At 73.0% G+C, this 26,222-nt stretch carries 21 protein-coding genes; 10 read left to right on the forward strand and 11 right to left on the reverse strand.

Features of this window, described 5'->3' with window-relative positions:
* Window positions 1-133 precede the first annotated feature (133 nt).
* Entirely contained in the window at window positions 134-577 is a 444-nt protein-coding gene (locus ACVW07_RS11360) for a DUF6326 family protein (protein ID WP_456819351.1), read from the reverse strand.
* A 78-nt stretch (window positions 578-655) separates the two neighbouring features.
* Between ACVW07_RS11360 and ACVW07_RS11365 the strand changes: the two genes are divergently transcribed.
* Entirely contained in the window at window positions 656-1,330 is a 675-nt protein-coding gene (locus ACVW07_RS11365; protein ID WP_456819352.1) for a TetR/AcrR family transcriptional regulator C-terminal domain-containing protein, read from the forward strand.
* Between the two features lie 20 nt (window positions 1,331-1,350).
* Here ACVW07_RS11365 and ACVW07_RS11370 read toward each other — a convergent pair whose 3' ends face one another.
* The 3 genes from ACVW07_RS11370 to ACVW07_RS11380 form a co-directional block, all read right to left on the reverse strand.
* The gene (locus ACVW07_RS11370) at window positions 1,351-2,013 is read right to left on the reverse strand and encodes a GNAT family N-acetyltransferase (RefSeq protein ID WP_456819353.1); all 663 of its coding nucleotides are present in this window, start codon (window positions 2,011-2,013) and stop codon (window positions 1,351-1,353) included.
* A gap of 61 nt (window positions 2,014-2,074) precedes the next feature.
* Complete coding sequence (locus tag ACVW07_RS11375; RefSeq protein ID WP_456819354.1) at window positions 2,075-6,472, reverse strand: FtsK/SpoIIIE domain-containing protein; 4,398 nt, start codon at window positions 6,470-6,472, stop codon at window positions 2,075-2,077.
* A gap of 111 nt (window positions 6,473-6,583) precedes the next feature.
* Entirely contained in the window at window positions 6,584-7,681 is a 1,098-nt protein-coding gene (locus ACVW07_RS11380; protein WP_456819355.1) for a hypothetical protein, read from the reverse strand.
* Window positions 7,682-7,914: 233 nt separating this feature from the next.
* Here ACVW07_RS11380 and ACVW07_RS11385 point away from each other — a divergent pair, with 233 nt between their 5' ends.
* The 3 genes from ACVW07_RS11385 to ACVW07_RS11395 are packed head-to-tail and all read left to right on the forward strand — an operon-like array spanning window position 7,915 to window position 10,519.
* Complete coding sequence (locus ACVW07_RS11385) at window positions 7,915-8,838, forward strand: ABC transporter ATP-binding protein (RefSeq protein ID WP_456819356.1); 924 nt, start codon at window positions 7,915-7,917, stop codon at window positions 8,836-8,838.
* Window positions 8,835-9,698 (forward strand): ABC transporter permease, encoded by an 864-nt coding sequence (locus tag ACVW07_RS11390; protein WP_456819357.1) that lies wholly within the window; start codon window positions 8,835-8,837, stop codon window positions 9,696-9,698. The genes ACVW07_RS11385 and ACVW07_RS11390 overlap by 4 nt, the downstream gene beginning before the upstream one ends.
* Window positions 9,695-10,519, forward strand: a complete 825-nt coding sequence (locus tag ACVW07_RS11395; RefSeq protein ID WP_456819358.1) for an ABC transporter permease — start codon at window positions 9,695-9,697, stop codon at window positions 10,517-10,519. Before ACVW07_RS11390 ends, ACVW07_RS11395 begins: the two co-directional genes overlap by 4 nt.
* A gap of 91 nt (window positions 10,520-10,610) precedes the next feature.
* Here ACVW07_RS11395 and ACVW07_RS11400 read toward each other — a convergent pair whose 3' ends face one another.
* Both ACVW07_RS11400 and ACVW07_RS11405 read right to left on the reverse strand, forming a co-directional pair.
* A complete protein-coding gene (locus ACVW07_RS11400; protein WP_456819359.1) occupies window positions 10,611-13,802 on the reverse strand; it encodes a glycoside hydrolase family 9 protein in 3,192 nt (1,063 codons plus the stop codon).
* A 352-nt stretch (window positions 13,803-14,154) separates the two neighbouring features.
* A complete protein-coding gene (locus ACVW07_RS11405; protein ID WP_456819360.1) occupies window positions 14,155-15,027 on the reverse strand; it encodes a hypothetical protein in 873 nt (290 codons plus the stop codon).
* Between the two features lie 245 nt (window positions 15,028-15,272).
* Here ACVW07_RS11405 and ACVW07_RS11410 point away from each other — a divergent pair, with 245 nt between their 5' ends.
* Both ACVW07_RS11410 and ACVW07_RS11415 read left to right on the forward strand, forming a co-directional pair.
* On the forward strand, window positions 15,273-15,812 hold the full coding sequence (locus ACVW07_RS11410; RefSeq protein ID WP_456819361.1) for a peptidylprolyl isomerase: 540 nt from the start codon (window positions 15,273-15,275) through the stop codon (window positions 15,810-15,812).
* Window positions 15,813-15,982: 170 nt separating this feature from the next.
* Window positions 15,983-16,717 (forward strand): rhomboid family intramembrane serine protease, encoded by a 735-nt coding sequence (locus ACVW07_RS11415; protein WP_456819362.1) that lies wholly within the window; start codon window positions 15,983-15,985, stop codon window positions 16,715-16,717.
* 333 nt (window positions 16,718-17,050) lie between these two features.
* On the opposite strand, the gene ACVW07_RS11420 is transcribed toward ACVW07_RS11415, so the two are convergent.
* A complete protein-coding gene (locus ACVW07_RS11420) occupies window positions 17,051-17,299 on the reverse strand; it encodes a cell division protein CrgA (RefSeq protein WP_456819363.1) in 249 nt (82 codons plus the stop codon).
* A 182-nt stretch (window positions 17,300-17,481) separates the two neighbouring features.
* Between ACVW07_RS11420 and ACVW07_RS11425 the strand changes: the two genes are divergently transcribed.
* Genes ACVW07_RS11425 through ACVW07_RS11440 form a run of 4 tightly spaced genes read left to right on the forward strand, consistent with a single transcriptional unit; the run spans window position 17,482 to window position 19,930 of the window.
* Window positions 17,482-18,324, forward strand: a complete 843-nt coding sequence (locus ACVW07_RS11425; RefSeq protein ID WP_456819364.1) for a DUF881 domain-containing protein — start codon at window positions 17,482-17,484, stop codon at window positions 18,322-18,324.
* Window positions 18,321-19,085 (forward strand): class E sortase, encoded by a 765-nt coding sequence (locus tag ACVW07_RS11430; protein WP_456819365.1) that lies wholly within the window; start codon window positions 18,321-18,323, stop codon window positions 19,083-19,085. Before ACVW07_RS11425 ends, ACVW07_RS11430 begins: the two co-directional genes overlap by 4 nt.
* Before the next feature lie 49 nt (window positions 19,086-19,134).
* Entirely contained in the window at window positions 19,135-19,293 is a 159-nt protein-coding gene (locus ACVW07_RS11435; RefSeq protein WP_456819366.1) for a hypothetical protein, read from the forward strand.
* 1 nt (window position 19,294) lies between these two features.
* The gene (locus tag ACVW07_RS11440) at window positions 19,295-19,930 is read left to right on the forward strand and encodes an aminodeoxychorismate/anthranilate synthase component II (RefSeq protein ID WP_456821068.1); all 636 of its coding nucleotides are present in this window, start codon (window positions 19,295-19,297) and stop codon (window positions 19,928-19,930) included.
* Between the two features lie 59 nt (window positions 19,931-19,989).
* On the opposite strand, the gene pknB is transcribed toward ACVW07_RS11440, so the two are convergent.
* From pknB to ACVW07_RS11460, 4 genes are read right to left on the reverse strand one after another with little or no spacing between them, the layout of a single operon-like run.
* Complete coding sequence (gene pknB, locus ACVW07_RS11445; RefSeq protein ID WP_456819367.1) at window positions 19,990-21,975, reverse strand: Stk1 family PASTA domain-containing Ser/Thr kinase; 1,986 nt, start codon at window positions 21,973-21,975, stop codon at window positions 19,990-19,992.
* Window positions 21,975-23,327 carry a serine/threonine-protein kinase gene (locus ACVW07_RS11450; RefSeq protein WP_456819368.1) on the reverse strand — a complete coding sequence of 451 codons (1,353 nt, stop codon included), beginning with the start codon at window positions 23,325-23,327 and terminating at the stop codon, window positions 21,975-21,977. Before ACVW07_RS11450 ends, pknB begins: the two co-directional genes overlap by 1 nt.
* The gene (locus ACVW07_RS11455) at window positions 23,324-24,775 is read right to left on the reverse strand and encodes a peptidoglycan D,D-transpeptidase FtsI family protein (protein WP_456819369.1); all 1,452 of its coding nucleotides are present in this window, start codon (window positions 24,773-24,775) and stop codon (window positions 23,324-23,326) included. Before ACVW07_RS11455 ends, ACVW07_RS11450 begins: the two co-directional genes overlap by 4 nt.
* Entirely contained in the window at window positions 24,772-26,217 is a 1,446-nt protein-coding gene (locus tag ACVW07_RS11460; RefSeq protein ID WP_456819370.1) for an FtsW/RodA/SpoVE family cell cycle protein, read from the reverse strand. The genes ACVW07_RS11455 and ACVW07_RS11460 overlap by 4 nt, the downstream gene beginning before the upstream one ends.
* Window positions 26,218-26,222: the final 5 nt, after the last annotated feature.

Raw genomic sequence — 26,222 nt, forward strand, 5'->3', positions numbered from 1 at the left:
CTCTCATCGGCAGGTCGGGCCGTCGGGTCAAGCGATCGCGGCGCTCCGCACGCCGTATCCACCCTCGGGTCGGGATCAGCAGGGTGTGTTCACGAGGGCTGCGGCGCCGGCTCCTTCCTCGTCGACGCGCCGTTCAGCGGTCCTCGCGCCACCGGCGCACGGCGTACCAGACCAGGAACCCGGTCGTCGCGATCTCGATCGCGGAGAAGTACAGGTAGTGCAGCGTCGCGTCGGTGCCGAGGAACAGCGAGCCGGCCTGGACGACGGTCATGACGCCGCCGGCGGCGACGGTGCCCCAGCGGGCGACCCGGTGGGGTGCGACGCGGGAGATGAGCACCATCGCCATGGGGATGGTCATGAGCACCGCTGAGCCGAGCAGGAACCCTTCGGTGAGGGCGATGCCGCCGACGCTGCCGTCGAGGATCGCCCGGAGGTCGTCGGCGACGAAGAAGCCGAGGACGTCGCAGTACAGGTAACAGAGGATGGCGAAGAGCCACAGCGACGAGACGACGGTGCGAGGGCCGACGCGCGCGGCGGGTGTCACGCGCGGCGCCGAGGATGTGGTCAAGGTGGACACGAGCGCCTCCGGGGCTTCGGGTTCTTACAGCGTAAGGCGAACGTACAGCGTAAGATGCGCAGGTCACAAGGGGGTCGCATGTCACCGGTACGCGAGGCGCTCAGCCGCGAACGGGTCGTCGCCGCCGCCGTCGCGGTCGCCGACACCGAGGGGATCGGCGCCCTCACGATGCGTCGCCTCGCCGCCGAGCTCGACTGCGAGGCCATGTCGCTGTACCACCACGTCCGCGGCAAGGACGCCCTGCTTGCCGCCCTCGCCGACGAGGTCGCCCGCCTCGTCGTGGCAGCGGCCGCCGCAGTCACCGCCGACTTCTGGGTCGACGCGGTCCGCCAGCGGTGCCTCGCCGCACGCGAGGTGCTGGTGCGCCACCCGTGGGCCGCGGGCCTGATCGCCGCGCAGACGACGACCCCGCCGTCGGCATGGATGCTCTACGAGCAGCTCGTCGGCACCCTGACCCAGGCGGGGTTCGACGACGACCTCGCCCACCGGGCGATCCACTCGCTCGGCTCCATGCTGTTCGGCTTCAGCACGGAGCTCTTCGAGCCGGACAGCGGCGACTCGACCCCCGACCCCGCCACCCTGGCGATGATGGCGCAGCACATGCCGAACCTCGCCCGCATGGCCGCGTCCGTGGTGCACGAGGTCGACGGGGCGCTCAGCGTGTGCGACACCCGCGCGGAGTTCGAGTTCACGCTGGGCCTGGTGCTCGACGGGCTCGAGCGCGAACGGGTCCGACGGAGCGCCCGCAGGTAAGGACGCCCGGGGAGGGGGCGTCAGTCCGTGGCGACGCCGAGCAGCTCGGCCACGGCGTCCGCCCCGGACACCGTCAGGTCCGGCCGCAGGGACGACGGCCGGGCGAGCCACCGCTCACGCGCCATCGAGAACGCCAACGACTCGGCCGGTACACCGTCGCGCGCCACGACCCGGCGCCCCTCCGTGACGTAGCCGAGCTTGCGGGTGACCGCCTGCGACGCGAGGTTGTCCGCGAAGGCGGCCGTCGTCGCCTCGTGTGCGCCGAGACCGTCGAACAGCAGGTGCAGCATCGCGAGCCGCATGCGCGTGCCGATGCCCGCGCCGTGGAAGCGGCGGCCCAGCCACGAGCCCGTCTCCGCGCTCCGCGTCACCGGGTAGTCCCTGGCGAACACCCCCTGGATGCCGACCGGCTCACCGCCGACGAGCACCGCGAGCTCGAGCCGCCAGTCGTCGGGCTCCACCTTCCCGCGGGCCGACCACTGGTAGCGCAGCACGCTGCGGGCCACCTCGGTCGGGGTGCCCCTGGTCCACGGGAACCCGAACGGCATCAGGTCCGGGGCGTGGACGCCCTCACCTGCGAGGACGGCGAGCCGCAGGAGCAGCTCGTCGTCGAGGAACCGGAGCTCCAGGTCGTCCCACTGCACCCGCAGTCCGGCGGGGGGCCACAGCTCGGCGAGTTCCACCCGGTCAGCCTGTCAGGACGGAGCCCGGCCGGTCACACGGAATCCCGCGTCGCGGACGGCCTCAGTCGGCGACCGGGATCTGCACCCGGCGCAGCTTCCCGGACTCGACGTACACCCCGCGCCCCGCGGGGAACTCGGCGCGGGCCATCCGCGGGAACGGCGTGCGGAACAGCGAGTCCCCGTCGAGGTGGTCCGGCTGCAGGACGAGGCCCCGCCGCCCGTTGCGGACGTCGGCGACCAGCGGCCACGAGGAGCCCCACGTGCTGGTCTCGGACTCCGCGAGCAGCAGGTGGCCGTTGCGCTTGGCGGCGCGGACCGCCTCGGCCAGCGGCTGCTCGGCCGGGCCGCCGAGGAAGTCGGTGATCGTCTCGACGACCACCACCACCTGAGACCCCGGCACCGCGGTCTCGGTCAACGACGGGAGCAGCGACTTCGCGAGCACCGCGGCGGACTCCGGGTCGAGCGCGACGTCGGTCCAGACGCCGTCGATCGAGTGCACCGGCGACCGCCGGTTGCCGACGTACACCATCCGGACGGCCGGCAGGGCCCTGCGTACCGACGCGGACAACGCACGCAGCACCGTGGTCCGACCGCTGCCCGGCAGCCCCGCGAGCAGGAACACACCGGACGGGTCGAAGCCGACGGGTGCCAGCGTGTCGTCGGCGACGCCCAGGACGGGCAGACCGCCGACGGACGAGGGCAGGTCGGACAGCTCGACGAAGCTCGCGAGCCGGCGCACGGCGGGCGCGGGGCTGAAGCCACGGGCGGCCATCCGCTCCGCGAGGCGCTCGATCGCCGCGGCCTGCTCGGCGGGCGTGGTGCTGCCCGCGGGGACGGCCACCTGGACCTCCTCGGTGTCCCCGGCGACGACGGCGCGACCCGGTCGGGACTGCGGGCCGAGCACGTCCTTCGGCACGTCGAGCACCCCGTACGCGGACTCGTCGGCCTGCCGGAGCACGAGCCGCCGGGAGACGCTGCCCGCGAGCGCGGTGGGCAGCGCACCGGGCCGCTCACCGGCCATCACCACGTGGATGCCGAGCGTGCGCCCCTCGGCGACGATCCGCTGGAACGCGGACCACGACGGCGCACGGCCGGGCTCCGACTCGTAGGCCTCCCGGAACGCGGCGAGCCCGTCGAGGAGCAGCAGGACACGCGCCTCGTCGGGACGGCCCGCGAGGGCGCGGTACTCGGTGATGCTGCCGGCGCGGGCGGCGCCGAACCGGGTGGCGCGCTCGTCGACGTCGTCGCGCAGGCGACGCAGCAGCCGCGAGACGCGCTCGGTGTCGGAGCCGTCGACCACGGACCCGACGTGGGGCATCGGCGCGATCATGCTGAGGCCGCCCGAGCCGAAGTCCAGGCCGTACACGTGCACCGGCCCGTCCTCGACCAGGCCGGCCGCCACGGCGAGCGTGCGCAGGACGGCCGACTTGCCGGACCCGCTGGTGCCGAGGACCGCGAGGCTGCCGTCCTGGTCGGGCCGGAACCGGAGCACGTCCTGCGCCTGCCGGGCCGGCACGTCGACCAGGCCGAACGCGAGCGCGGCGTCGCTCTGCGGGCCCAGGTCCGTGAGGTCGACCACCGCGGGCAGCTCGGGCAGCCACGGGCGGCGCGGGGCGGGCAGCCGCAGGGCGCGGGCGGCCGTGCGGACGGTGCGGACCACGCGGGCGATGTCCGTGGGACCTGCGTCGTCGTCCGTCGCCGGGTCGACGGGCACCGGCACGTCCCACACGTCGCCCGGGCCCAGGACGAGCGTCTCCAGGCCGACAGACGGACGCGGCGGGGCACCCGTCGAGCGGCCGCCGGCGTAGCCCGACTGGAACATCGCGACCCGCCCGGGACCGGTGCGGACGGCGGCGCGACCGGGGACGCCCGGGTCGAAGTTGGCGGCGACCGCCGAGCCCAGCACGTCCTCGGAGTCGTGCTCGTCCGCCATCCGCAACGCGATGCGCAGGTTGGTGTTGGCGCGCAGGTTGTCCTTGATGACCCCTGCCGGGCGCTGCGTCGCGAGGATGAGGTGCAGGCCGAGCGACCGGCCGCGCTGTGCCACGTCCACCACGCCGTCGACGAACTCCGGCACCTCGGAGACGAGCGCGGCGAACTCGTCGACCACGATCACGAGCGCGGGCGGCGCGTCGGGGTCACCCGCCCGTTCCAGGGTCAGCAGGTCCTTGGCCTTCTTGCGGTTGAGCAGGTGCTCGCGGTGCCGCAGCTCGGCCCGCAGGGAGGTGAGCGCACGGCGGACGAGGTGCGGGGACAGGTCGGTGACGAGGCCGACGGAGTGCGGCAGGTCGACGCAGTCGGCGAACGCCGAGCCGCCCTTGTAGTCGACGAACAGGAACGAGATCCGGTCCGGGCTGTGGGCGGTCGCGAGGCCCAGCACCCAGGCCTGCAGGAACTCGCTCTTCCCGGCACCGGTGGTGCCGCCGACCAGCGCGTGCGGCCCCTGGCCACGCAGGTCGAGGACGAACTCCCCGGCGGACCCCTGCCCGACGAGCGCCCGCAGCCCGGCGTCGCGCTGCCGGCGGACGGGCGTGGCCCCGGTGCGGTCGATCACGGACCCGGTCTGGCGCCACTGGTCGACGACCGAGGCGGGGTCGTCGGCCAGCTCCTCGCCCGCGAGCGCGAGGAACGCGATGCTGCGCGGCAGGTCCGACTCGTCGATGACCGGCGCGCCCGCGTCGGCGACGGCGGACATCCGCCGGGCGAGGTCGTCCGCCGTCACGGCGTCGACGCCCTCGCACGCCACGGACTGCCAGTCGCCGTCGCGGACGAGCCCCACCCGGGTGGACCCGTCGGCGTCGACCGCGAGGAACGCCCGGCACACCGCGGGCAGCTGCTCCACGGTGGCCGCGCACCACAGCACGTGCACCCCGGCGTCCGGCCCGTCCTCCGCGAGGCGCACGAGCCGGGCGCGGTCGCCCTGCGTCGCGTCCTCGACGACCACCACGACGGCGGGCAGCGGGGCGGTGCGCGGGGTGCCGTGCGCGGTGCGGGCGGCGACGAGCTCCTCCAGGCGCTGCACCAGGCCGTTCGCGGCCGCCGGGCTGGTCGCGAGGTGGGGGCCCTGGAGCGGGCTGTGGGGCGACTGCACGTGCGGCATCCACTTGAGCCAGTCCCAGCGGCGGGCGCTCGGGGCGGACACGACAGCCGTGACCACGAGCTCGGACGGCGAGTGCAGGCACACGAGCTGCGCGACGACCCCACGGGCGAGGTCGTCGACGAGCCCGTCGTGGCCGGCCACCCCGAGGGCACCGGCGGTGCGCAGGTCCACGACGATCGGGACGCCGTCGACCGAGGCGCGCGCGTCGCGCAGGGTCTGCAGCTCGGTCCACAGGTCCGTGACCGCCCTGCCGCGCGCGGGCATCGTCAGGGTGGTCCTCGACGGCGCCCGCCCGATGCCGAGCCGCACGTCGAGGAACTGGTCGTGCTCGGGCCGCCGCGACCAGAGCAGCGGCGCCAGGTCGAGCCCGGCCCGGACCGCCTCGGCCGTGGACGGCGTCTCGCTCAGCCGGACTCGGACCTCGTCAGCCTGCGTCGCGTCGAGCTCGGCGGTGAGCGCGTCGAGCGCCGTCCGGAACTCCGCCGTCTGGGTCCGCATCCGGCGCCGTTCGCTGAACCGACGGTCGAGCCACGTGCCGACCATGATGATCGGGCTCAGCGCGATGAACAGCGCCGACAGCGGGCTCGGCGCGAGCAGCAGCAGCGCGACGCCCATGAGCAGCGGTGCCGCCAGCGCCACGAGCGGGAACCGGCCGGGGGTGGCCGGCTCCGGCGGCGCGGGGGCCTCGACGGTGCGCTCGGGGAACGTGGGGACGACGCGCGGTGACCGGTTGAACCGCACGGACGCCCCGGCGTCACCGCCGGCGTCGGCGGGACGGAGGCGCACGACGGACAGCACGGTCTCGCCGAGGGTCACCCGGTCGTCCGGCCCGAGCACCACCTCGTCGACGCGGGCGTTGTCGATCAGCACGCCGTTCGCGGACCCCGCGTCGACCACCCGGATGCGGTCGTCGACGACGATGCGGGCGTGCAGCTTCGACACCTGCTGGTCCGTGAGGCGCAGGTCGCACGCCGGGCCTCGGCCCACGGTAACGACGCCGCGCGGCAGGTCCACCTCGAGCCCCGCCTGCGGGCCCGACTCGACGCGCAGCCGCGCGTGCGCGAGCCGGGGGTCGAGGCCGGGCTCCGTGAACCGGTCGGAGGCGCCCACGAGCGCGACCGTCGAGCCGGCCTGCAGCCCGGCCTCCACGACTCCCTCGGTGCGGTGCAGGGTGCGCGCCGGCCGTCCGCCCGGAGGGGCCGCGAGCAGCGTCACACCGCCCGTCGTCGCCGTCGCCGGCAGGCCGTCGACCCGGGCGACGGCCTCTGCGATGTCGCCGATGGTCGCACCGGCATCCGTGGTGACCACGACGTCGGTGGACACGCCACCGGGCCGCCGCAGCGTCAGTCTCGTGCGCACCAGACCTCCCAGGTCCCGGGTGAGGGTAGTCGTGAGCCGGCCGGTGCGGTCACGTCGACCGCGCCTCGGCCGGCAGCGTCACGCGTGCGCCGACGTGCGAGGCGCCGGACGTCACCACCGGCCGTCATGGATCGCCTCGGCCGTGGCGACGTCCTCGTCGCCGAACCCGTACGAGGCCAGCCCGGCCGGCATCCCGAGGTAGGTCGCGGCGTAGGCGTCCGCCAGGGGCTCGAAGCGCGCCACGGGGAACATGGTGCCCGTGAGCCGCTCGATCAGGCGGTGCGCCGTCTCGTGCAGCGTCACGGCCCGCACGTAGGCCACGAGCTTGCTCCGCGACCCCTGGTACGTCCCCGGGTCGTCGTCGCCGAACGAGAGCTGGATCGTGGAGCTGCCCGTGGTGCTGCAGCCACGGACCGAGAAGCTGCCGGTGGACACGGACCCGGACTGGCCGCACGCGGTCGTCCCGACCCAGGTGACCGAGAGCCCGTAGCTCCCGGCCACGCCCGCGGCGGCCGCCTGCACGTCGTCCCAGGCCGACGACCCGCCGCCCGTCGGTCCTGCCTCGGGGGCAGCGTCTCGGGGCGCGGAGCGCGGGGCGGCCGGCCGGTGGACCGTGTCACGGCCTGCCGCTGCTCGCGCGGCCGCGGCCTGCTCGGCTGCCGCCTGGTCCGCGGCCGCCTGCGCGGCTGCGGCTGCGGCAGCCTCGGCCGCCGCTCGCGCCTGCACGGACGCGGTCACGTTGCTGCCTGCGGCCTCGGCCACCTCCACGAGCGGCCGCGCACCGACCAGCGAGCCGGCGTCGAGCACCGTGGCCGCCGACGCCACGGCGGCGTTGGCCGCGTCGACGAGTCCTTCCTGGCCGGCCTCGACGGGCGCGCCGACGACCGCGACCCGGACGGCGTCGAGCCGCACCTGCAGGGCCGCGAGCTCGGCGGCCAGGTGCGCCCGGACGGCGGCACCCGTCGCGACGGCGGCACGGTGGCGCTGCCGGTCGTTCCAGGCGGCCTCGTCCGACGTGACCTTCTCGAGCACGCGGACGCGGTGCACGAGCGCGACGTGCTCGACCCGCTCGGTGCGGATCACGTCCCGCTGGGCCGCCGTGGGGCCGCCGGTGAGCAGCACACCGGCCAGCGCGGCGACCGTCGACGCACCGGCGGCCGCTCCGCGCAGCAGGCGGACCCGCGGCGCGGTGACGACGGGACGGTGCATGGTGGCCCCCTGGGACGGCTCGGCTGGTGAGCGCCGGCCGCTCGCCCGCGGGACCGCCGCACGGCGGACGGGCCGGCCCTCGGCGCTGGGCCGACCGACGTCGACCTCCTGATCGGCCGCGCGAGGGGGTCGGGGAGGGGTCGGGGAGGATCGCCCCGGTTCGCCCCGGCGTTCGGACCCGATCGGCCTATCCGGGTGCCAGGTGTGGGTGCCTCGGTCTACGTTGGTCGGCTGTGACCCCCGTCATCGCGGCCCGCGGCCTGACCAAGACGTTCGGCGACCTGACAGCGGTCGACGGCATCGACTTCGAGGTACCCGCCGGGGAGTCGTTCGGGCTGCTCGGCCCCAACGGCGCCGGCAAGTCGACGACCATGCGGATGGTCGGTGCCGTGTCGACCCGCAGCGGCGGAGACCTCGCGGTCCTCGGCCTCGACCCTGACAGCCACGGACCCGAGATCCGCTCGCAGCTCGGTGTGGTCCCCCAGGAGGACAACCTCGACACGGAGCTCAAGGTCCGCGAGAACCTCATCGTGTACGGCCGCTACTTCGGCATCCCGAGGGCGTTGTGCGGGACACGGGCGGACGAGCTGCTGGCGTTCGCGCAGCTCGAGGACAAGGCGGGCAGCAAGGTCGACGACCTGTCCGGCGGTATGAAACGGCGGCTGACGATCGCCCGGGCGCTCATCAACGAGCCGCGCATCCTCATGCTCGACGAGCCGACGACCGGCCTCGACCCGCAGGCCAGGCACATCCTGTGGGACCGGCTGTTCCGGCTCAAGGAGCGCGGCACCACCCTCGTCCTGACCACGCACTACATGGACGAGGCCGAGCAGCTCTGCGACCGGCTGGTGGTCGTCGACCACGGCCGGATCATGGCCGAGGGGTCCCCGGCGCAGCTCATCCGGCAGTACGCCACGCGGGAGGTCGCCGAGCTGCGGTTCGGGTCGGACCGCAACGCGGACGCGGCGGCGCGGCTCGAGGGCATGGCCGACCGGATCGAGGTGCTCCCGGACCGCGTGCTGCTCTACACGGACGACGGCGAGGCCCTGCTCGAGCGCGTCGCGGACCTCGGGCTGCACCCCACGACGAGCCTGGTGCGACGGTCCAGCCTGGAGGACGTGTTCCTCCGGCTGACGGGACGGAGCCTGATCGAGTGAGCGCGGACCCGACGGTTCCCGAGGTCGAGGTGGCCGACCCGACCGCCCGCGCGATGTCCGGGGCCGTGCTCCCCCGCCGGCTGGGCTGGTGGTACGTCGCCGAGCACACGTGGCGCGGCATGCGGGCCTACGCGTGGTCGATCATCATGCAGGGCTTCGGCACGCCGCTCATCTACCTGCTCGGCATCGGCCTGGGCCTGGCGGCGTTCATCGACGTCTCGGTCGCCGACGGGGCGGACGGCCCTGTGGGCTACCTGGAGTTCGTCGCGCCCGCGCTGCTCGCCTCGTCGGCGGTCGGCATCGCGACGAACGAGTTCACCTACGTCATCATGTCCGGCTTCAAGTGGCGGCGGGTGTACTGGGGCATGAACTCGTCGCCGCTGGCGCCCGAGCAGGTCATGGGCGGCATCGTCTTCGCGGTGCTGGTGCGGATGCTGTTCACCACCGCGGCGTACTACCTGCTCCTCGTGGCGTTCCACGCGGTCGGCAACCCGTGGACCGGCGCCCTCATGCCGCTCGTCGGGACCCTGGGGGGTATGGCGTTCGGCCTGCCGCTGCTCGCCTACGCCGCGAGCGTCACGGAGGACACGGGCCAGTTCGCGATGGTCCAGCGGTTCGTGTTCACGCCGATGTTCCTGTTCTCGGGCACCTTCTACCCGCTCGAGACCATGCCGGTGGCGCTGCAGTGGATCGGCTGGCTGTCCCCGCTGTGGCACGCGAGCGAGGTGGGCCGGGCGTTGTCGTACGGCTCGCCGCCCGGCGCGTGGCCCGTGTGGGCGCACCTCGCGGTGCTCGTCGTGATGGCGGCCGCCGGGTGGGTGCTCTCCCGGCGCGGGTTCGTGCGGAGGCTGCGCGGATGACGACGACGACCGCCCCGACGACGCGCCGCCGCAGCGGTGGCGTCCGCGCGCTCTACGCCGGCAACGCCCGCGCGATCCTGCTCCGCAGCCTCACGGCGACGAAGTCCAGCAACTGGATGGTGGTGCTCTCGGGGTTCTTCGAGCCGGTGTTCTACCTGGTCGCGATGGGGTACGGGCTCGGCACCTTCGTCGGCGACCTCACGCTGCCGACGGGCGGGACGGTGTCGTACGCCGCGTTCATCGCGCCGGGCCTGCTCGCCGTCTCGGCGATGAACGGCGCCGTCTACGACTCCACGTGGAACGTGTTCTTCAAGCTCCACTACGGCAAGCTCTACCAGGCGCAGCTCACCACCTCGATCGGACCGCTCGACGTGGCGCTCGGCGAGATCTCCTACGCGTTGCTGCGCGGTGGCGTGTACGCGCTGGGCTTCCTCACCGTCATGCAGGTCATGGGCCTCAACCTCGCGTGGTCCGCGCTGGCCGCCGTGCCGGCGGTGCTGCTGGTGGCGTTCGGCTTCGCGGCGGTCGGGATGGCCGTGACGAGCTACCTCAAGACGTTCCAGCAGATGGACTGGATCACCGTCGTGATGCTGCCGATGTTCCTGTTCTCCGCCACGTTCTACCCGCTGTCGGTGTACCCCGAGGCGATCCAGTGGCTGATCAAGGCGATGCCGCTGTGGCACGCCGTCGAGCTCGTGCGCGGCCTCACGCTCGGCGTGCTCGACCCGTCGATGCTCGTGCACATCGGCTACTTCGTCGTCATGGTGGTGCTCGGGATGACGTTCACGACGACCCGCCTGCGGACCCTGTTCCTCGACTGAGGCTCCGACGGACGACCGGACGACCGCACGACCGGACGACGAAGGGCCCGGCGCTCGTGCTGCGCCGGGCCCCTCGTCCTCACAGGTCAGGTCACCCGACGGTGCAGGCCTGACCGTTCACCGTGAACGCCGTCGGGTTGGTGTTGGTGCCCGAGTGGGAGCCGTTGAACCCGAGGTCGGTGCTGGCCCCCGGTGCGAGGGTCGCGTTCCAGGCGAGGCCGACCGCCTTGACGGCCGTGCCCGTCTGCGTCCACGTGGCGCTCCAGCCCTGCGTGAGCTGCTGGCCGGACGGGAACGTGAACCCGAGCGTCCAGGTGAGCGGCGTGGTGCCGGTGTTCGTCACCTTGACGGAGCCGGTGAAGCCGGAGTTCCAGCTGTTCGCCGAGTACGTCACCTTGCAGCCGGCCGTGGTGGTGACGGGCAGCGTGGTGAAGGTCCCCGCCGACGAGACGGCCGACGCGTTGCCGGCCACGTCGCGTGCCCGCACCACGTACGAGTACGAGGTGCCGGCGGTGAGCCCGGTGACCGCGAACGTCGCCGCGGTCGGTGAGCCGACGAGGGTCTGCGTCGTGCCGCTGACCCGGTAGACGTCGTACGCGGCGAGGCCGCTGCCGCCCGAGCTGTCGGTCGACGCGGTCCACGTGAGCGTCGCGCCGGTCTGGCTGACCGACGAGGCCACGGGCGTCCCCGGCACGGACGGTGCGGTGGTGTCCGTCGGGACCGTCGCGGTCGTGAACGTCACGAACGCCGACGACGCCGACACGTTGCTCGCCACGTCCTTGGCCCGCACGGCGTACGTGTACGCGGTTCCCGGCGTCAGACCGGTGAGCGCGTACGACGCGCTCGTCGTGGACCCGACGAGCACCAGCGCCTCGGCGCCGGTGTTCTGGTACACGTCGTACCCGGCGAGGCCGCTGCCCCCGGCGTTGTCGGTCGAGGCGGTCCACGTGAGGGTCGCCCCTGTCGTCGTGACGGACGACGCCACGGGCGTGCCCGGCACCGACGGTGCGGTCCTGTCCGGCGCGTCGAGCTCGAGCGTCGAGAACGTGCCCGCTGCGGACGCGGCCGAGACGTTCCCGGCACCGTCCTTCGCCTTCACCACGTACGAGTACACGGTCGCGTGCGAGAGCCCGGTGAGCGTGAACGACGGCGTCGTCGAGGAGCCGACGAGGGTCTGCGTCGTCCCGTTGACCGAGTAGACGTCGTACCCGGACACGCCCGAGCCGGCGTCGGTGGACGCGGTCCAGGAGAGTACGGCCCCCGACGACGTGATGCCCGAGGCGGTCGGTGTGCCCGGGACGGACGGTGCCGTGGTGTCGGTCGGCGTGCCGGTGGGCTCGGTGCCCCAGATCAGCTTGCCGCCGTCGTAGAGCGTGATCGCCTTCGTCTTGGCGAGCCCCGTGGTGGTGAGGCCGGCGAACGACGGGTCGTTCGCGGTGTTCCACCCGGTGCCGCCCGAGACGCGGAACTGCAGCTCACGCCGGTGCTGCGACTGGCCGCCGGGGTAGATGTTCTGCCCGACGCAGCTGAGCTCGGCGTAGTAGAGGTTCCCGCTGGACTGCACGGGCTTGGCCGTCTGGGTGCCGCACTCGCTGTAGTTCGTCGACAGGGCGAGGTTGGCCGCCGAGTCGCCGGAGTCGAGCGTGAACCAGTACCGGAGGGTGGCGTTCTTCAGCGAGCGGGCGGGGAACGCCGACTCGTTGCGGATCATCGCCTTGACCTCGGTGAACGTGCCGCTCGGGGGCTGGTTCAGCTGGGCCTCGACGAAGATCTCGTCCTGGTCCGGCTTCTCCGCGACGGGGAACGTCGCCAGCGGCGTGCCGCCGTACTCCTGGCTCAGCCGTGCGAGCGCGCTCGTGAACCCGGCGTTGTAGTCGGTCGCGACCTCGTTGGCCGTGTAGTCCTGCCGGCTGTCCGTGTACGCGTCGTTCGCCGACGGCGGGCCGCCCACCAGGGCGCCGTACAGCACGTGCCGGTCGTTCACCGGGTCCGCGATGCTGTCGAGCCACGACCCGTGGGCCGTGCGGTGGTGCGGCTTGGTGGGCGGGTTGGCGCCGAAGCCGACCACGTACGACGACTTGCGCGGGTTGTCGCCGAGCGCGTAGTTGATCTGCCGCACGCCGAAGTCGTGGTACCTGGCCTTGAGCGTCGCGTCCTTCTGCCAGTCGGAGTAGACCAGCGCGACGAACGAGGTGTTGGCCGCGTACCGCAGCGATCCCCACGAGTCGAGGACGGCCTGGCCGCCCGGCGAGTACGGCACCTTCTGGCCGTTCACGCCGACCGTCCAGTAGTCGAGCCACCGGTTGGTGTCGTCGATGTACTTCTGCTTGCCGGTCTCCATGGCGAGCAGCGCGTACGCGCCGAACGTCTTGTCGTCCCAGGCGACGGTCCACTTGTACTTGTGGGTCGTGGTCTGGTTCTCGGTGCCGAGCTTGTCGTACTCGGCCTCGGCCTTGGCCAGGTACGTCGCGTCGCCGGTCGCCTTGTAGAGCCAGTAGGCGCCCCAGACGAGCTCGTCCTGGTAGCCGGACCACGACTTGTAGTACGCGGAGGCCGCGGTGACGCAGTCCGAGTAGTTGCCGCGGTAGGTGTCGGCGAACGAGTAGAGCTGCTTGGCGTGGGTGATGAGCTTGGCGGAGTACGTCGCGTCGTCCTTGAGGACGATGGCCGACGACGCGAGCGCGGCCGCCGTCTCGGCCGCGACGTCGGAGCCGGGGCAGGACGCGCTGATCTTGTACGACGGCCGTGCCATCGCCATGACCTCGGCCGGGCCCCACCACTTGTGGTCGGCCTCGCCGTCGCCGACCTGCACGTACAGCTCGTTCGGCGCGGTGTGCGCCTTGACGAAGTAGTCGTCGACCCAGCGCAGGTTGTCCTTGAGCTCGTCGAGCTGGCCGGCCTTGCTGTAGCCGGTGGGCGACGCGATCGCGCCCCAGGCGAGCATCGTGGTGCTGAACGCCATCGGGAGGCCGAACTTCACGTGGTCGCCCGCGTCGTACCAGCCGCCGGTGAGGTCCTTGCCGACGTCCGCGCCGTCCTGCAGGCCGGAGTCGCCGCGCCAGCTCACGGGGAAGTTGTCGGGGAGGTCACCCGAGCGCTGCGCCTGGTAGAAGAACATCGACTTCTGCAGGGCCTCGCCGTAGTTGTACGTCGGGTCGGCCGCCTGCGCGGCTCCGGCGAACGGGGCGACGAGCAGGCCGGCGGCGACGGCGAGCGTCGTGGCCGACGCGAGGGCGGCGGTGCGCCGACGCCCGGGTCGTGGTGGGGGTTGATGGCGGGTCATGGCGGACCTCTTCGGCGCTGGAGACGGTCAGGAACGGCTCGCCGGTCCGGACCTCGGCCTCGCAGTCGCCCCGGTACGACGCGCCTGCGCATCGTCCACAGGGGACCGAGACACGGTCAACGCCCTAATCGTTTCGAGCGACCCGCGGCCCAATGACCCGCGGCCCGGCGATCCCGCGACCCCGCGACCCAGCGGCGCTGCGACCCAGCGACCCGGCGACCCGGCGACCCGGCGACCCAGCGGCGCTGCGACCCAGCGACCCGGCGACCCGGCGACCCGGCGACGCCCCGGACGTGCGACGACCCCGGACCGTGCGGTCCGGGGTCGTCGGCGCTGGTCGGCGGGCGCGCGGTCAGATCGCCGGGCCCTCCTCGCCCTCGGTCGGCGTGGTCGTCGACTTCGGCGCCGACCGGCGCGTGACCTTCTTCGCCGTCTCGGCGGCGGCGTCCTTCGCCTCGGCGACCTTCTCGGTGAGGTCCTCGGTCACCTCGGTCACCTTCTCGGCGGCCTTGCGGCTCGCCTCACGGCTCTTGGCGAGGGCGGCACCGGCCGCCTCCCCGACGGCGTCCGCCGCGTCGCCCACCACGGCGGAGGCCGTGTGGTGGCCGGAGCTCCCGAGCGACTCGGACGGCTCCCACGGCTCGGCCCACGGGTCGACCTGCGAGCGTGACCTCGACCACGCGGCGAGGGCGGCGCCGGCGGCGACCACGCCGGTCAGCAGCCAGAACACCTTGGCGCCGGTGTGCTTCTTGCGCTTCTCCTCGGCCGCCTCGACGACGGCGGCCGCGATGGCGGCGGACCTCTTGGACGCCTTGGTCGCGGCGACGTCAGCCACGTGCTCGGCCGAGGCGCCGGCCTTCACCGCCGCGTCGTTCAGCACGGAGACCAGCCGCGGGATCAGGTCGTCGACCAGCTTGTCATGCGCCGAGTCGATGGCGGGCGTCGCCGCCTCGGCGGCCTTCTCGACCTTCGGTGCGGCTGCCTTGAGGCTCTCCCGGTACAGGTGCTCCGCGCGCGGAGCGAGCCAGTCGATGAAGGCCTCGACCTTCGGTGTCGTCCAGTCCTTGGCCTGGACGGCGGCGTCGCTCGCCTTGGCGGCGGCGTCCTTGGCGCTCGATGCCGCGTAGCTCGCCGTCTCCTTGGCGTGGCCCGCGAGGTCGGCGGCCTGCGCCTTGAGCTGGTCGGTGTCCACGTCGAGCTTCGGGCGGCTTTTGGTGAAGGGCATGTCCACTCCCGGCGGTTCGGTGGTCGTTCACGTCAGCGGTGAGGTCAGTCGTGAGATGGGTGGCTGTCGGTGGTGCTGCAGGTCGGGGCACTGGGCACCCACTCTGCCACCGGTCCTCGCAGCCTGCAGCGCGCCCGGCGGGTACGGCGGATCGTGCGGGCCACGCCCGGGAACCGGTCGGTGCCGCATGTTCGCCCGCGGCTGACGCCCGCCGGCCGCGGAGGGCTGCGTGCGAGACTGTCGGCATGTTTGCGACTCTGCACACGACCGCCGGTGACATCCGGATCGAGCTGTACCCGAACCACGCGCCGCGCACCGTCGAGAACTTCGTGGGGCTCGCCACCGGCACCAAGCCGTGGACGGACCCGGCCACCGGTCAGGAGCGCACCGACGCGCTGTACGCCGGCGTCGTCTTCCACCGCGTCATCCGCGACTTCATGATCCAGGGCGGCGACCCGCTGGGCACCGGCCGCGGCGGCCCGGGCTACAACTTCGACGACGAGATACACCCCGAGCTCGGCTTCACGGAGCCCTACCTGCTCGCCATGGCGAACGCCGGCAAGCGCCTCGACCCCGCCACGGGCAAGGTCGGCGGCACCAACGGCTCGCAGTTCTTCATCTCGGTGGCCCCCACCGCGTGGCTCACCGGCAAGCACACGATCTTCGGCAAGGTGGCGGACGCGGAGAGCCGTGCGGTCGTCGACGCCATCGCCGAGCTCCCCACCCGCCCGGGCGACCGGCCCGTCGACGACGTCGTGATCAGCTCGGTCACCGTCGAGGACTGAGCCCTCACCACCGGCACCCCCCGCACCCTGGCGAGGAACACCTCATCACCGAGAACGCCGCGACCCCGGTCGCACCGCCGGTCTGCCCGCGACACCCCGACCGGGTGTCGTACGTGCGCTGCCAGCGGTGCGGCCGGCCGGTGTGCCCGGACTGCCAGCGGCAGGCCGCCGTGGGCGTGCAGTGCGTCGACTGCGTGAACGACGCGGCACGTGCGGCGGCGTCCTCGCCGGTCGGTCGCACGCCCCTCGGTGGCCGGCGGAGGTCGGGGCCGCCGGTCGTCACGATCGGCATCATCGCCGCCTGCGTGGTCAGCTACGTGCTGCAGCTGGTGACGCCCGGCTGGACCCGGCAGTGGCTGTTCGCCCCGGCGATCGGGGCCGAGGAGCCGTGGCGGTTCCTGACGGCGGCGTTCCTGCACTCGCCCGGCGGCTATCTCCACATCATCGCCAACATGATCGCGCTGTGGATGGTCGGGCCCTTCCTGGAGACCGCCCTGGGCCGGGCGCGTTACCTCACGCTGTACCTGCTGAGCGCCGTGGCCGGGTCGGTGGCCTGCCTGCTGCTGGCCGAGCCCATGGGCGCCTGGTACACCGCCGTCGTCGGTGCCTCCGGTGCCGTGTTCGGGCTGTTCGGCGCCGTGCTCGTGGTCCTGCGGCGCCTGCAGGGGAACGCCCGAGGGATCCTGGGCGTGATCGTGCTGAACGTGGTCATCGGCTTCGTGGTGCCGGGCATCGCCTGGCAGGCCCACCTCGGAGGGCTCGCGGTCGGCGGGCTGCTCGGCGCCGCGTACGCGTACGCCCCGCCCGCCCGCCGGGCGCTGACCGCCTGGCTGGCGCCCGCCGTGATCGGCGGCATCCTGCTCGTCGCGACCGTCTCCGTGTACTCGAGCTATGGGCTGCTCTGAGCGGGCACGCAGGACTGCGGCGCGCACTGCACGGCCGGAGGATCGCTCCTGACGACGCATTCGCGGCCCACCCGTCGATCCCCAGCGATACTCACAGTTGTGGAACTACACCGCTGTAGTTATCCACAGACTTGTGCACCCTTGGGGACGGAGCCGGCGTTCACGCAGGTCAAGGGCGCTAGGCGTCGACCAGAGCGGTTTCGTCCACATGGGGACAGCCATGGGGACGGCTCGCCCTCGGGTGACAGGACGCACGGCCGGCAGCAGGCACGCCGAAGGCCGGGCCGGCGCACAGCGACGGCCCGGCCCGTACGACGCGCGGGGGAGAGGCGGTCAGCGCCAGCGGGTCGTCATGCTGAAGCCGGCGATGATGAACGCGAAGCCGATCGCGAGGTTCCACCGCTCGATCCCCGGGATGGGGTACGCCGACTTCGACAGGTACGTCACCACGATCCAGACCAGACCCAGGATCATGAGCCCCAGCATCACGGGGACGAACCACGGCGGGTTGACCTTGGGGCCCGACGACTTCGGCGGCGGCGGGACGTACGTGGCCTTCTTGCGTGACCTCGACTCAGGCACGTGAGGCTCCTGTCAGCGGCGGTGTGGGCGAACGGTCGCACAGCGGCGGCGGTCGCCGATCGGCAGATCGGATGGAACGGCACAGACGACCCGCCAGGTGTCGACGAGCGTCACCGGCCGGGCGCATCGTGACCTAGCGTAGTGGCCACCACCACCCGGCGAGGGCCCACCAGGAGCAGTACGTGACCGAGCACCCGCACCGCCAGCGACGTCTGGTCGCCCGCGGCACGCTGTCGGTCGCCCTCGTCCTCGCCCTGTCGGGGGCCATCTTCGCGGCGAACGCGAAGTTCGCGCGGGCCACCGGGGACCGCCACCCGCAGGACCTCGCCGACCTGACCCAGGTGGAGGCGCACCGGGTCGAGGACCTGTCGTCGCAGGTGGACGCGCTGCGCGCGGACGTCGACACCCTCACGGAGGACGAGAACTCCGGGCACGACGTGGGCTCGCCCGGCATCGGCTACGTGGTCGAAGGGGGCAGCACGCCGGTGACCGGCCCGGGCCTGACCGTCAAGCTCGACGACGCCCCCGAGGACTCGCCGCGGCTGGCCGGCGTCAGCCTGGACGTGCTCGTGGTCCACCAGCAGGACATCCAGTCTGTGATGAACGCCCTGTGGGCCGGTGGCGCCGAGGCCATGACGCTCATGGACCAGCGGGTGATCTCGACGAGCGCCGTCAAGTGCATCGGCAACGTGCTGTTCCTCCAGGGCCGGCGCTACTCGCCGCCGTACGAGATCCGCGCGATCGGCGATCCCACCCGGCTCAAGGAGGGGCTGTCGGACTCCGGCGCCGTGCAGGCGTACCTGCGGGACGCGGCCGACGTGGGCCTGGGCTGGTCCGTCACGGTCGCCTCCGACCCGCTCGAGCTGCCCGCCTACTCGGGGGCGACGGAGCTCACCGCGGCGAGCGTCCCGGAAGGGGTCGAGATCCTGCCGGGCATCCCGGCCACCGCCGCCCCGCGCCCGCCCGTCGTCGACGAGTCGCGGCCCGCCTCCACGACGACCCGCGGCCCGAGAGCCGAGCCGTGACCGATCCGACACCGCGCGGCCCGCAGGGCGGGTCGCGGGCCGGGCACGTCGTCTACGGCACGCTCGGCGTGGTCGGGGAGCTGCTCATCACGCTCGGGGTGCTGCTGTTCGCGTTCCTGGCGTGGCAGCTGTGGTGGACGGACGTGGAGGGCAACCGTGCCCAGGCGCAGGTGGTCCGCGAGCTCGAGCGTGAGCCGGTGCCGACCCCCACGACCACCGCGTCGGGACCGGTCGTCGCCCCGCCGCGCCGCGACGAGCCGCCGGTGATGGAGGCGCCGCCGCACGCGACGACGTTCGCCACGATCCAGGTGCCCCGCTGGGACGGCGAGCCCGAACGGCCCGTGAGCGAGGGTGTGGACCGGGCGACGGTGCTCGACGTGCTCGGCGTGGGCCACTACCCGGGCACCGCGATGCCCGGCGGCGTCGGCAACTTCGCGGTGGCGGGGCACCGGACCACGTACGCCAAGCCGTTCAACCGCATCCAGGAGCTGCAGGTCGGCGACCCGCTGATCGTCCGGACGGCCGACACCTGGTACGTGTACCGCGTGGCCTCGACCGAGATCGTGCCCCCGTCGGACGTCTCGGTGATCGCGCCCGTCCCCGACGACCCGGGGGCGGCGCCGACGGAGCGCCTCATCACCCTCACCACCTGCCACCCGATGTTCTCCGCCCGGCAGCGGTTCGTCGTGCACGGCACGTTCGACTACTGGGCGCCCGTCGCGGACGGCACCCCCGCCGAGCTCGTCGGTGGCGCATCATGAACGCTCGACGGGTTGTGCGACGGGTCGTTCGATCGCGGAGGTGGCGCTGATGTACGGATGGCTGTGGCGCCACCTGCCCGGCCCTGCCGCGGTGCGGGTGCTGACGCTGGCCGTCGCGGCATTCGTCGTGCTGGCCGTCTGCTTCCTCTGGGTGTTCCCGGCCGTGGCACCCTTGATGCCGTTCAACGAGACCACAGTGGGTGAGTGACGTGACGCGGATCCTCGTGATCGACAACTACGACTCGTTCGTCTACACGATCGTCGGCTACCTCGACCAGCTCGGTGCGGAGACGGTGGTCGTCCGCAACGACGCCGTGCCGCCGCTGGAGGAGCGCGGCGGGTTCGACGGCGTCCTCGTCTCACCGGGTCCCGGCACCCCCGCCGAGGCCGGGCAGAGCATCCAGGTGATCCGCGACTGCGCCGAGACGGCCACGCCGATGCTCGGGGTGTGCCTCGGTCACCAGGCGCTCGGTGAGGTGTTCGGCGGCACCGTCACGCACGCACCCGAGCTCATGCACGGCAAGACGAGCCAGATCGAGCACCACGGCGAGGGTGTGCTGGCGGACCTCCCGGTGCCGTTCACCGCCACCCGCTACCACTCGCTCGCCGTCGTCGACGGGACCGTGTCCGACGAGCTCGTGGTCACCGCCACCGTCGCCTCCGAGCACAGCCGCATCATCATGGGCCTGCAGCACCGGACCCTCCCGCTGCACGGCGTGCAGTTCCACCCCGAGTCGGTGCTGACCGAGGGCGGCCACCGGCTTCTCGCCAACTGGCTGCAGATCTGCGGGGACGACAAGGCCGTCGCGCGCTCGGAGGGACTGCACCCGCTCGTGCGGCTCTGACCGCGCGACACAGCACCCGTGCGCCGCACGGGTGCTGCCTCGCGTCGTCGGGCGGAGACCTACGGCTTGGCGGTCTGCGTGCTGTTGCCCTGCGGGGTGTTGCCCTTCGAGACGTGGATGTCGATCTGCTGGTCGAACTCCGCCTCGGTGCCGGCTGACGGGTCGGTGCGCAGCACCTCGTTGACGGGCTTGTCGGACACGTCGTCGATCCGGTTGACCTTCGTCAGGCCGACCTGCGCCAGTGCCTGGACGGCCTCGTCGTACTTCATGCCGGCCACGGACGGCACGATCGCCGTCGTCCTCGCCTTCGCGATCTGCAGCGTCACCGCGGACTTCTGCTTCACCAGGGCGCCCGGCGTCTTGTCCTGCTGGACGACGGTCCCCGGGGTCGCGTCCGACTCGACCTCGGTGGCGTTGACCTGCAGGGTCGCGTCGTTGAGGATCGTCGTCGCCTCGGCCTGCGTCTTGCCGGTGACGTCCGGGACGGTGACGTTGCCGCTGGAGACGAACAGCTTGACGGCCGCGCCGGCGTCCGCGGGAGCGTCCGCCGCCGGCTCGGTCCGGGTGACCGCGCCGGCGGGGTACGCCGGGTTGTCGTCCTGGGTCTGGTTGGGGTCGACCGTGAGGTTCGCCGCCTTGAGGGCTGCGACGGCGTCGTCGACGGACTTGCCGGCGACGTTGGGCACGGTCGTGGAGCTGGGGCCGGTGGAGATGGTGACCTTGACGTTCGACTCCTTGGCCACCTGCGTCCCGGCGGCCGGGTCGCTCGAGACGACGGAGCCCGCGGGGACCTTGTCGTCCGCCGCCTCGGTGCGCACGAAGAGGAGGTCGGCCTCCGTCAGCGCCGCCTTCGCCTGGTCCTCCGTGAGGCCGACCAGGGTCGGGACCGCGATCGTCGTGGGCGTGTCGTCCCTGCCGTTGGCGATCAGCAGCGCGACGATGCCGGCGACGGCGAGCGCGGCGATGGCGATCAGCACCCACATCAGCCACGGCCGGCTGCGCTCGTCCTCGTCCTCGACGCCCATCGCCGTGGTGGTGGTGACCGCGCCGAGGCCCGTGGTCTGCCACGGCGGCGTGCTCGGCGGCAGGGTCTGCGTGGCCGTGGTGGGCGGGCCCATGACCTGCGTCGCGTCGTTCGGCAAGGGGGCGAGGACCGCCGCGCCGACGGCGGGCGCACCCACGGTGCCGCCGCGCACGACGGCCTCCAGGTCGGACCGGAACTCCGCAGCCGTGGAGTACCGGTCGTCGCGCTCCTTGGCGAGGGCCTTGAGCGTGATGCGGTCGAGCGAGTCCGGCACGTCCGACGCGAACGTGCTCGGCACGGGGGCGGGCTCGCGGACGTGCTGGTAGGCCACGGCGACGGGGGAGTCGCCGGTGAACGGCGGACGGCCCGTGAGCAGCTCGAACAGCAGGCAGCCCGTGGAGTACAGGTCGGAGCGGGCGTCCACGGTCTCGCCGCGGGCCTGCTCGGGGGACAGGTACTGGGCGGTGCCGATGACGGCCTGCGTCTGCGTCATCGTCGCGGCGGAGTCCGCGACGGCGCGGGCGATGCCGAAGTCCATGACCTTGACCGCGCCGGTGGGCGTGAGCATCACGTTCGCGGGCTTGATGTCGCGGTGCACGATGCCCGCGTGGTGCGAGTACTCCAGGGCCGACAGCACCCCGGCCGAGATCTCGACGGCTTCCTCGATGGGGACCGCGTGCCCGTCCCGCAGGATGTCGCGGACGGTGTGCCCCTCGACGTACTCCATGACGATGAACGGCACGTGCGCCACGACGCCGGTCGGCTCCGTGAACACGTCCTCGCCGGTGTCGTAGACCGAGACGATCGCCGGGTGGTTCAGCGACGCCGCGGACTGGGCCTCGCGGCGGAACCGGTTCTGGAACGAGGGGTCGCGTGCCAGGTCGGAGCGCAGGATCTTGATGGCGACCGTGCGTCCGAGCCGTGTGTCGTGCCCGATGTGCACCTCGGCCATGCCACCGCGGCCGATGAGCTCGCCGACCTCGTACCGACCGGCGAGGATCCGTGATCCGTCGTCCACCACTAGGCGTCCTTCACTTCCGTCGCTGCCGTCCCGGAGGCGTGTGCACCCGGACCGTTCACCGAGATCATCCCATCGGCCGTGCCGCCTAGAGGGTACTGGTCGGTCCTTGATCCGAGGTCGTGCGCTGCGAGGGCCACCAGCACTGCGGCCTGATCGTGACCGTCCGCCTTGGTGAGGCTGTGAGCGAGCGCTGCGCCGAGCAGCGCCACGATGAGCAGCACCAGCCCGACCAGAGGCCACCGGAACCGACCGAAGCGGCCGAGACTGGGCTCGGCGCCGAGCGCGGCATGGGTCCGCCGGGCCGCCGCGGCCGCACTCTGCCGTGCGGCGGCGGTGACGCTGCCCGAGTCGGTGCGCGGGCGGGGGAGCCCTGTCCGGGCGCGGGGCTCGTCGAGGGCGCGCCGGGTGCGGCGGGTCGGCTGGAACGACGGCGGGGGAGGCGCGAGCTGCTCGCGCTGCGTGGTCACCGTCGTCGCGAAGGTGTCCGGGGGACGCCTGGCCTTCGAGACGAGCATGGGCACCCCGCTCGGCGGCGTGCGCGGGACGAGCTGGTCGAGCAGGTTCGCGAGCTCCTCGCCGGACGACGGGCGCCGGGAGGGTTCCTTGGACAGCAGCCGCATCACGAGCGCGGCGAGCGGCTTGTCGATCGTGGGCGGCAACGGCGGCACCGGGCTGTTCACGTGCGCCACCGCGATGTCGACCGCCGTCGGGCCGGTGAAGGGCCGGTGCCCGACGAGCGCCTCGTACGCGACGATCCCGAGCGAGTACAGGTCGGACAGCGGCGTGGCAGGACGGCCGACCGCCTGCTCGGGCGACAGGTACTGGGCGGTGCCCATGACCATGCCGGTGGCGGTCATGGTGAGCTGGTTGGTGGCGAGCGACACCCCGAAGTCGGTGATCTTCACGCGGCCGCCGCGGCCCAGCAGGATGTTGCCCGGCTTGACGTCACGGTGGACCACGCCGGCGACGTGGGCAGCGTGCAGCGCACGGGAGGCCTGGGCGAGCATCGGCAGCAGCCGCCGCGTCGACAGCACGGGCTCGCGTTCGAGCAGGTCGGACAGCGGCTCGCCGACCACGAGCTCCATGACGAGGTAGCCGGAGCCTTCCTGCTCGCCGTAGTCGAACAGCTGGGCGATGTTCGCGTGGGACAGCGACGCCGAGTTGCGGGCCTCGGTGCGGAAGCGCTCCAGGAAACCGAGGTCCCCGGCGAACTCCTCCTTGAGCACCTTGACGGCCACGGGCCGCGCGAGGGTGTCGTCGAACCCCTCCCACACCTCGCCCATGCCGCCGACCGCGATGGGCCGCACGAGCCGGTACCTGCCCTCCAGGGCCACGCCGGGTGCCGTCCTCACTGGCCCAGCACCGCCTCGATGACGGCCTTCGCGATCGGCGCCGCGACCTTGCCGCCCGTCGCGTCGCTGCCGAGGCTGCCTCCGTGCTCCACGAGCACGGCGACGGCCACGCGAGGGGCGTCGGCCGGAGCGAACGCGGTGAACCAGGCGTGGGGTGCCTCGTCGGTCCCGGTCTGCGCCGTGCCGGTCTTGCCGGCCACCTGCACCCCGGGGATCTGGGCGGCCTTGCCGGTGCCGCTCTGCACCACGCCGACCATCATGTCGCGCAACGACGCCGCCGTGGCGGGTGACACGGCGGTCGACAGCAGCTTCGGCTCGGTCGGTTGCACAGTGGTCAGATCGGCAGACCGGACCGTCTGCACGACGTACGGGGTCATCAACTTTCCGCTGTTGGCGATCGCCGCCGAGATCATGGCGATTTGCATGGGTGTCGACTGCACGGAGAACTGCCCGATCGCCGACTGCGCGGTCTGCGGGGCGTTCAGCGCGGGCGGGAACGTGCTCTCGACCACCTTCATCGGGATGCGCAGCGTGTCGTCGTCGAACCCGAACAGCTGCGCCTGCTCGCGGAGGGCGTCGTCGCCGAGGTTCATGCCGAGCTGGGCGAAGGCGGTGTTGCACGACACGCGGAGCGCGTCGGCGAGGGAGACGGTCTCGCCGCCGCACGACTCGCCGCCGAAGTTCTGCAGGTTCGCGCTGGTCTGCGGCAGGTCGAGCTCGACCGGCGACGGCAGCTGGCTGTCGGGCGTGTACGCGCCGGACTCGAGGGCCGCGGCGGCGGTCACGAGCTTGAACGTCGAGCCCGGCGGGTACGTCTCGCGCGTCGCGTTGCTCTGCAGGGGGTTGCCCGGTGCGGCGGCGAGCTGGGCGTAGGCCGCGCCGGCGGCCGCGGTGTCGTGCGTCGCGAGGGCGTTCGGGTCGAAGCCGGGGGTGGAGACGAGCGCGAGGATCTTGCCTGTGGACGGCTCGATGGCGACGACGGCGCCCTCCTGGTCGCCCAGGCCCTCGCGCGCGGCGGCCTGCGCCGCGGGAACGATCGTCGTCTCCACCGCGGCACCCTCGGGTGCCCGGCCCGTGAGCATGTCCCGCACCCGCGAGAAGAAGAGCCGGTCGCCCCGGCCGGTGAGCTCGGCGTTCGCGGCGAGCTCCAGCTCGCTGCGCCCGTTGACGACGGAGTAGAAGCCCGTCATCGCGGAGTACAGGTCGCCGTCCGTGTACGAGCGCTGGTACCCGAACGCGTCGTCGACGGGGGCGCTCGACGCGATCGCCTGGCCGCCCACCACGATCGGCCCTCGCGCGTTGCCGAACTCGCGGTACAGGTTGCGGACGTTGCGCGGGTCGCCGTTGAGCGAGTCCGCCTGGACGTACTGGACCCACGACGTGCCGACCATCAGCGCCACGAACATGACGAGCACCACCGACGCGAGCCGGCGCAGCGGTGTGTTCACCGGACGCCCTCGATCCGCTCGGTCGGGTGGTCGTCGTCGGGACGCGGCGCGGCGGCGCCGACCACGACCGGGGTGCCGATCTCAGGGGTGAGGGCCCGGACCTGGGGTGCGGGGCGCCGGGCCTCGTCGGACACCCGGAGCAGCAGCGCGACGATGATCCAGTTGGCGACCAGGGAGGAGCCGCCGTACGCCAGGAACGGCGTGGTCAGGCCGGTGAGCGGGATCATCTTCGTCACCCCGCCCACGACGACGACCGTCTGGAACGCGACGACGAACGACAGGCCGCCCGCGAGCAGCTTGCCGAAGCCGTCGCGCACCCCGATCGCCGTGCGGAAGCCCCGCTCCGCGAGGATGAGGTAGCCGAGCAGGATCGCGAGCATGCCCGTCAGGCCGAGCTCCTCGCCGAGCGACGCGTAGATGAAGTCCGACTCCGCGTACGGCACCAGGTCGGGCCGGCCCTGGCCGAGGCCCGTGCCGAACAGGCCGCCGTTCGCCAGCCCGAACAGCCCGCGGACCAGCTGGCCGCTGCCGCCGACGGCCTTCCCGAACACGTCGTCGTCCATCGCGTGCAGCCACGCGTCGAACCGGGCGCCGACGTGCGCGAAGGCGGTCGCGGCCAGGGCGGCGCCGACGACGAACAGGCCCAGGCCGATGACGACCCAGCTCAGCCGCTCGGTGGCGAGGTACAGCATCGCGACGAACAGCCCGAAGAACAGCAGCGACGTGCCGAGGTCACGCTCCAGCACGAGGACGGCCAGCGACGCGCCCCACACGATGAGGATCGGCCCCAGGTCGCGGGCCCGCGGCAGCTGCAGGCCGAGCACCCGCGGGCCCGCCAGCGCGAGCGTGTCGCGGTGCGTCACGAGGTACCCGGCGAAGAACACGGCCAGCGCGATCTTGGCGAGCTCCGCCGGCTGCAGGCCGACACCGCCGAGCCGCACCCAGATCCGGGCACCGTTGATCAGCACCCCGAGGCCCGGGACCAGCGGCATCACCACCAGCACGAGACCGACGACCATCGCCGTGTAGGTGTACCGGCGCAGCGTGCGGTGGTCGCGGAGCAGGATCAGCACGAGCGCCGCCAGCACGATCGACAGGGCCGTCCACGTGAGCTGGCGCTCGGCGAACCCGTGGTCCTTGCCGCGCGCGGCGTACGCGAAGTCGATGCGGTAGATCATCGCCAGGCCGATGCCGTTGAGCGCCACGGCCACCGGCATGATCACCGGGTCGGCGAACGGCGCCCGCCAGCGCAGCACGGCGTGCAGGCCCACGCTCAGCGCGGTCAGGCCCACGCTGTAGCCCACCACGTCCGCGGGGACGCGGCCCTCGGTGCCGAGCCCGACGAGCACGTAGCCCGTCACGCTGATCGCCAGCGCGAGCACGAGCAGGCCGAGCTCCGTGCCCCGCCCGGCTCGCACCCGGTGCGGCTGGATGGTCGCCATCACGA

This window comes from Cellulomonas sp. URHB0016 (genome assembly GCF_054057935.1).

Coding starts and splice junctions, on each gene's coding strand:
- ACVW07_RS11365 (WP_456819352.1), top strand. CDS start 656: ATGTCACCGGTACGCGAGGCGCTCAGCCGCGAACGGGTCGTCGCCGCC.
- ACVW07_RS11380 (WP_456819355.1), bottom strand. CDS start 7,681: ATGCACCGTCCCGTCGTCACCGCGCCGCGGGTCCGCCTGCTGCGCGGA.
- ACVW07_RS11395 (WP_456819358.1), top strand. CDS start 9,695: ATGACGACGACGACCGCCCCGACGACGCGCCGCCGCAGCGGTGGCGTC.
- ACVW07_RS11400 (WP_456819359.1), bottom strand. CDS start 13,802: ATGACCCGCCATCAACCCCCACCACGACCCGGGCGTCGGCGCACCGCC.
- ACVW07_RS11405 (WP_456819360.1), bottom strand. CDS start 15,027: ATGCCCTTCACCAAAAGCCGCCCGAAGCTCGACGTGGACACCGACCAG.
- ACVW07_RS11410 (WP_456819361.1), top strand. CDS start 15,273: ATGTTTGCGACTCTGCACACGACCGCCGGTGACATCCGGATCGAGCTG.
- ACVW07_RS11435 (WP_456819366.1), top strand. CDS start 19,135: ATGTACGGATGGCTGTGGCGCCACCTGCCCGGCCCTGCCGCGGTGCGG.
- ACVW07_RS11460 (WP_456819370.1), bottom strand. CDS start 26,217: ATGGCGACCATCCAGCCGCACCGGGTGCGAGCCGGGCGGGGCACGGAG.